The organism is Microvirga tunisiensis (genome assembly GCF_009296175.1).
GTDB lineage: Bacteria > Pseudomonadota > Alphaproteobacteria > Rhizobiales > Beijerinckiaceae > Microvirga > Microvirga tunisiensis.
In genome coordinates, this window is sequence record NZ_VOSK01000380.1 from 1 (window position 1) to 5,381 (window position 5,381).

The following is a 5,381-nucleotide window of genomic DNA, read 5'->3' on the forward strand; positions in this document are numbered from 1 at the left end:
GAACAAGAGCATCCGGGAGTGGACCGAGCTGCTGGCCGGCGACGAGGTGCTGGCCACGGCCATCCTCGACCGCCTGCTGCACCGAGCGCATGTTCTCAACATCAAGGGGCGCAGCTATCGCCTGCGGGATCTGGAGGAGGCTCTCCAGCGGGCTCACGCTTGAGCCGTCGTAAAACTGGATGTCGCCTTATCTCGTAAATCTCGGTGTCGCTTGACAGCGACCAGCGCGCGTTGGCTTTGGCCTCCACCAGGATCGGCGCCCGTGTGCCCACAGCCCGTCGGCGCGCCTGACGCTTACGAACCGTCAGGCCCTCCTCTCGATACAGGCGGTAGACCCGGTTCAAGCCCGCGGTCTCGCCTTCCCGGCGCAGCAGCACAAACAGCCGCCGATAGCCGAAACGACGCCGCTTGTGGGCCAGCTCGCGCAGCCGGCCCCGCAGGGCCGCATCATCCGGCCGGCAGGAGCGATAGCGGATCGTGGTGCGATCCACTCCGATGAGGGAACAGGCCCGCCGTTCCGACAGGCCAAAGCTGGCCTGCAGGTGCGCGACGGCTTCGCGCTGAGCGGCGGGCCCTACCACTTTTTTGAGAGCAGCTCGCGCAAGGCTGAGGCATCAAGCATCGTCTCGGCCAGCAGCTTCTTCAGTTTGGCGTTCTCATCCTCAAGCGCCCTCAACCGTTTGGCGTCGGAGACATCCATGCCGCCGAACTTGGCTTTCCAGTTGTACAGGGTGGCTTCCGACATGCCGTGCTTGCGGCACAGGTCGGCCGCTTTTGCCCCCGCGTCCTGCTCCCGCAAAATTCCAATAATCTGCTCTTCCGTGAACCGTGAACGCTTCATTGTCCGTCCTTGTGAGGGGCCGGACTCTAACTCAACGTGGAGGAAAATTTCAGCGGCAGGTCAGGATGAGTGTCCCAACCCCAGTCAAATCGTTTGGATTGGGTCAAGAGCACCCACTCGCTCACCAGGAGCGGCTGGGTACAAGAGCGATAGGAGCCCCTTAGCCGAATCTCATGACGGCTTCGAACGGGATCTGGTTTCCGAGTACCCACAGTTCCATACCAGTTACACCCGGCGTGACGACCCAGCAGCCCCCGAAGAGCCTATTCAAGTCGGCGATCTCTTCGGCGCTCCCGTCAAGCCTATCGTTCAGACCCTCGAAAGCAGTGACTTTCTTCAGTCCGCAGTCAAGGAAGGCAGGTCCATAAGCTGTTCTGCGACGACGGCCTTTTACTCGACGCGCGGAACTGGTGCGCAAATATTTGCTGACATGCCAGTTGATTCCACCAGCGCTCCGGTCGAGGAGATGCAGTGGGCGTCGGTGTCTCTCGATGTCACACTCAACGATGTCACAGTACCGATCTCTTTCGCGGTTAATAGAGGTATGATCGGCAAAGGCATCATCGAGCAGTTCGATATCCTTCGTGCCGTTCTCATAGAATACGGTCCACTCGCGGATCAGTTTGTCGTGGTAGGGCATAATAAATCCAGATATAATTTTGGTTGTACATTAACAATGTGGCTGGGGCGACAGTTGTCATCCCCGCAATGAGAGATAACCAAGTTGAATTCTCCCAGTCAAGGGCACATAAGCATTCAAACAGTTTGAGTGTCCGTTTTATCTAGTCTAATAGAGTCAAACTCGCTCTGCCGTGGTATACTGTGATGAAATCGTTTGAAAGTGTTCACGCGAATTCGCAGGGAGAGAAAGGCGAAGCCTGACACAGCTTTGAAGAAATTCTTCGGCATACGTAGTTTGCCGCTTAGCTCAAGAAGAGGTTTCAAATCGTTTGAACTCTCGGAGCCTATTGACCCCGCCGAAAACGCCCAGTAGCACTTGAACCCGTTGAGAGGGACAACTTAATAACACATACATGGAGACCGCCGATGGCGTCTGCTGAACCCTCCCGCTTGGGCAATCGCCATCATTCTTATATTGCTGACGAATCTGCTCTCGACGCTATCGCAGACAGCATTCGTGAGCGACTTTGGACGGCACAGAAGTCCTCAGAGAAGAGCCTCAATGAGCATCGGGCCATCGGTGAGGCCCTCCTCAAGGCAAAGTCGCTGGTCCGCAGGGGTTACCTGAAATGGGCAAAGGATGAGTTCGGCTTCTCTAAGCAGTGGTGTGCCCGGCTCACGAAACTGGCCGGGTTGTGGGACGACTGCGGCAAGGCTCGCTTCTGGGCGGAAGAACAGGGGCAACTTCCCGGTAACGAGTTTTCCGTCGATGGCGCACTTGCTCTGACCCGAAGGTGGAAGGCGGAAACGTCGGAGCCTCGTAGTGTTGCTAATAAGCCGAAGCGACAAACCCTGTCCGAACTCAGGACGGAGTTGGAGGCGACGCGTGCCGGACTCGCGGAGGCTCGTGCAGAGATTGACCGTTTGCGGGCTCAAGGGGGTGATCTTGGCGCGGCGGGTTCCCAACCTATCGGCCAACCCAACTCAGGAGCGGCTGCCCCGGAGGATCAGGCGTGCATATCCACACAACTTGGCATGGCTGAGATTCACGGCATGTTCGTGGACTTGAAGCCGGAGGACACTACGGAACAACAACTGGGCTGGACTTCGGAGATTCCCCAGAGCGTCTACCCTGACAATTCCATGGACGAGCGATTTTCCCAACTGGGGCGGGAGCAACTTGGCCCGACGCTTGATACAGTTTTGCGGCAACTGGCGCACGAAACCACGTGGGTCAATCTCGCTCTGCGACAGAACTTATGGAAGGAGGAGAGCCTTCAGTTCACGATCTACGCCCACGACGCCGAGAATGACGAGGCTGGTTGGGCAGTAATCCATGGACAGCCGCTGAAGCCAAACCACCTGCGTGATCTCTTCGTCCAAGAAGAGGGACCAGTCATTCTGGTGTCAGAACTGGAAAGCGCAGATCCACCAGGGGCGTAAGGCCCTTTATATCCAACTCTCCTGGCGCTGAGCTTGAGGAGGATCTGGATCATGCAGGGTCGGTTGTATAGGGCCTCAAAGGTCCAGTGCGTGGACCACGCCAGAGGTCCGAGATTTCCCGTCGAAGCAAATGGATGCGGGCTGCTGAAGCCATTCGGCAGCCTCGCCAATCCGAAATCGTTTGAAAACACTCGCGACGAACTCTCGCGAGGAGTGGGCAGGGCGGATCTAAAATCGTTCAAACAGTTCTGTGCGAGCTTGCCTGAGCAGATTTTATGCCGCCTTACGCATCAGGATTTGCTCAACCCAGGCTCCGGCTTCCTCAGGCGTCTTGAACAGGGGCGCGTAACGCACGCTGCACTTGCCGAACCCGGCTTCCAGGTGCCACCAGCCCTTGTGCTGGGGATCATGGTGCGTCCCGTCGAGGCGGACGAACACGGCGGCAAGCTGGTTGTCTGCAAGGACAAGCTTGCCCTCACTGTCATGGCCGTCGATGAGCACGCGCATGGGCTGGAATGAAATGTCGAGGGTCATGCCTTCGCCTTCAGGTTGGGGCGAAGGGTCGGTTGCCAAATGGCCAGACACCCAGGAGCAAGAGAAACACCCAGGAGCAAGAGAAACACCCAGGAGCAAGAGAACAACTTATCCTTGTTCTGAAATCCTGCATATAACATAGGTTGAGCTTGGGCGTTGAATAAAGGCCCTCCATACTGTTAGACTTTGAGGCGGCGGCACATGATTGGCCGAAACTCTACGGAACACTGTGCGAGAGCCGGGAAACCGCTTTCAAGAAGGTATGATCCTGCCCAGTAGCATGATCAAGAGGCCCATAATGCCGTTCCAGTTGGATATCATCCAAAGACCGTCTTGGCAGCTTGTGCTGAACTGGCGTTGCTGGGCGGTCGGGATTTACTGGCATGACGACATTATTGGCCTGAGCCTCGGGCCACTGGGGTTCACATGGTATCCAGGGGACGACAGATTCAAACGGTTTTGTCGATCCTGGATGCTGTTCGAGAGGCGCATTGGCAGGATCAACGTGCATCTGGACGTTGATACCTACACATGGAGGATCGGGTACATCGTGGCAGCGTCATGGGATCATGGGCTGTACTTGGGTCCGGTCAGTTTGCAGATCGAATTTGATCGTTGGAATGACGAGAGCGCTTGATCATGCCCCCCAAAAACTCAGAGAATTCACCCGCATGGCAGGGCAAAGATGGCCTGAGCTATCAGGACGCAACCAGATCCGAGTGGGGTCATGAAGAGTTCCCATTTCGCTCTGGTGATCGGGTCGTCGTCAAAGGTCTTGATACAGTCTGGGATACTGAAAGTCGCGAACACCTTCTGGGTAAGGGCATGCAGGGCATAGTAACGGAGATCTGCCATGACCCAGAATGGACCACCCATGTCCAAGTCGATTTCCCAGATCTCGGGCGGGTTTATGTCGGCAGGGACGTGCTCGCGCGAGACGAACCCTCAAACCAAATAAAGGATCATGAGCAGTAAAACGGTGTTCGCTGACACCATCCACTTCAAACGATTTAGATCTCGAAGAACCCTGTCCATCGCTCTGCCCTGTGAAGCCGGGCTTGATCATACCCCTTACGTGTTCATGCGTGAATCGACGCCATGCCGCCTGCTGAAATCGTTTGAAAACGCTCATGGCCAACTCTCAGGCGAGGGTAGGGTGGTCATAAAACCGTTCGATGCCTGATGCCCTCAGATGACGCTTGAGGATCGAGCCTGACGGTCCGCTTCTCACAGAATCGTTCCGCGAGGTCTCAACTGTTGGGCCGGTTTTTCAATCTTTATGGACATCGAATCGCCATCTGTGGATAAATAGAGTTACATAACCCTCAGGCGATAACTTCGGGGCAACGCCACCCCACAACCGGAACCGGGACTACTGTAGCAGGCGATAAGACGGGTGAAGCCGTCAGCCGACTGACCGGGAACGATGAGGTTAGAGGGACCGACCGAGACGGACATCCCGCCCATGATGGTAGGTGAGCAACGGCTGCTCGGCAAAGGACCAGAACGGTCGCTTTGCAAGAAGGCACTGATTAAGAGGAGACGTGTGTCTTGCATCATTTGACCCGTCTCCGCGTACGTCCGATCCCCGCATTGTCGAGACGTACGAGCTTCGAATTCCCAATTCGATAACCGTTGAGGTCGTTAAGGACCACCCGGAGCACAAGACGCGGACAATGCAAAAAGCGTTAGGGCACATTCCCGCACAATCCCAAAGCTCCACCGATTAACTGGGTGGGTCGTATCCATCCGAGCGGGGCCGCGGGATTTTGGGTGCCGCGCGTGGTAACGTCGGTTCATGGAGATCGATGAGGACAAGATCGACGATGCCGTTTTGGCGCTGTTATGGCTGACGCTGCATAACGAGCGTTGTGCCTGGAAGGGCTTCGACTGGGCAACGACGGATCGGCTTCACAAGAAGGGCTTGATCGGCGACCCAGTC

General features: G+C 56.5%; 5 protein-coding genes and 2 pseudogenes. 4 read left to right on the top strand and 3 right to left on the bottom strand.

The annotated features are described in order from the left end of the window. Window positions 1-142 (top strand): annotated as a pseudogene (locus FS320_RS37185) (ATP-binding protein); the annotation flags it as partial. Window positions 143-215: 73 nt separating this feature from the next. Here the strand turns inward: FS320_RS37185 and FS320_RS37190 are convergent. Both FS320_RS37190 and FS320_RS37195 read right to left on the bottom strand, forming a co-directional pair. Continuing rightward, window positions 216-841, bottom strand: a pseudogene (locus tag FS320_RS37190) (transposase); the annotation flags it as partial. Window positions 842-1,001: 160 nt separating this feature from the next. Continuing rightward, entirely contained in the window at window positions 1,002-1,481 is a 480-nt protein-coding gene (locus FS320_RS37195) for a hypothetical protein (RefSeq protein WP_152717332.1), read from the bottom strand. A 407-nt stretch (window positions 1,482-1,888) separates the two neighbouring features. Between FS320_RS37195 and FS320_RS37200 the strand changes: the two genes are divergently transcribed. Next, window positions 1,889-2,905 carry a hypothetical protein gene (locus FS320_RS37200; RefSeq protein ID WP_152717333.1) on the top strand — a complete coding sequence of 339 codons (1,017 nt, stop codon included), beginning with the start codon at window positions 1,889-1,891 and terminating at the stop codon, window positions 2,903-2,905. Window positions 2,906-3,178: 273 nt separating this feature from the next. On the opposite strand, the gene FS320_RS37205 is transcribed toward FS320_RS37200, so the two are convergent. After that, the gene (locus FS320_RS37205; RefSeq protein WP_152717334.1) at window positions 3,179-3,439 is read right to left on the bottom strand and encodes a hypothetical protein; all 261 of its coding nucleotides are present in this window, start codon (window positions 3,437-3,439) and stop codon (window positions 3,179-3,181) included. Between the two features lie 639 nt (window positions 3,440-4,078). Between FS320_RS37205 and FS320_RS37210 the strand changes: the two genes are divergently transcribed. Together FS320_RS37210 and FS320_RS48905 are read left to right on the top strand one after the other, a co-directional pair. Continuing rightward, entirely contained in the window at window positions 4,079-4,414 is a 336-nt protein-coding gene (locus tag FS320_RS37210) for a hypothetical protein (RefSeq protein WP_152717335.1), read from the top strand. A gap of 823 nt (window positions 4,415-5,237) precedes the next feature. Beyond that, on the top strand, window positions 5,238-5,381 hold a 144-nt coding region (locus FS320_RS48905), incomplete at its 3' end, for a DUF6429 family protein (protein ID WP_244626992.1).

Coding starts and splice junctions, on each gene's coding strand:
- FS320_RS37205 (WP_152717334.1), bottom strand. CDS start 3,439: ATGACCCTCGACATTTCATTCCAGCCCATGCGCGTGCTCATCGACGGC.
- FS320_RS37200 (WP_152717333.1), top strand. CDS start 1,889: ATGGCGTCTGCTGAACCCTCCCGCTTGGGCAATCGCCATCATTCTTAT.
- FS320_RS37210 (WP_152717335.1), top strand. CDS start 4,079: ATGCCCCCCAAAAACTCAGAGAATTCACCCGCATGGCAGGGCAAAGAT.
- FS320_RS37195 (WP_152717332.1), bottom strand. CDS start 1,481: ATGCCCTACCACGACAAACTGATCCGCGAGTGGACCGTATTCTATGAG.